The following is a 477-nucleotide window of genomic DNA, read 5'->3' on the forward strand; positions in this document are numbered from 1 at the left end:
CGCGAAGGTGCAAAGAAATGGTTAAAGAGACTACCTCCAGGTTCCATCACTACCTGGGACGGATTAAAATATGATTTCATTGAAGAATACACTCCACCTTCCAAAATCAATAAAATGAAAGCAAAAATTCAGAACTTCCTTCAAGACGAAGATGAAACTTTGTACCAAGCATGGAGTCGATTCAAAGAATTGATCCAAGATTGTCCACAACACGATATGGACAAACATCAGAAAGTACAGAAGTTCTATGATTGCATCAATACACAAACCAGACAATTACTCGACGGGCGAGGACCACTCATAAACCTAACCGCCACTGATGCTTACGAAAGAATTGAGGAACTTGCAAAACATTCCCACCACTACCATTCCTCAAGAGATCCGTCATGTCGAAGGATGCTAAAAGAAGAAGCAGTGGAAGGAATGTCAGCCATACATAACCGACTGGACCAATTTGGGAGAGACCTCAAGAAAATG

The 477-nt window shown here is 41.3% G+C and carries 1 protein-coding gene; it reads left to right on the forward strand.

Annotated elements, in window-relative coordinates; translation table 11 throughout:
• A partial coding sequence (locus tag HX793_RS30885) for a retrotransposon gag family protein (RefSeq protein ID WP_178905627.1) occupies positions 1-477 on the forward strand: 477 nt, incomplete at both ends.

The organism is Pseudomonas reactans (assembly GCF_013387025.1).
In the GTDB taxonomy this organism is placed as follows: Bacteria; Pseudomonadota; Gammaproteobacteria; order Pseudomonadales; family Pseudomonadaceae; genus Aquipseudomonas; species Aquipseudomonas reactans.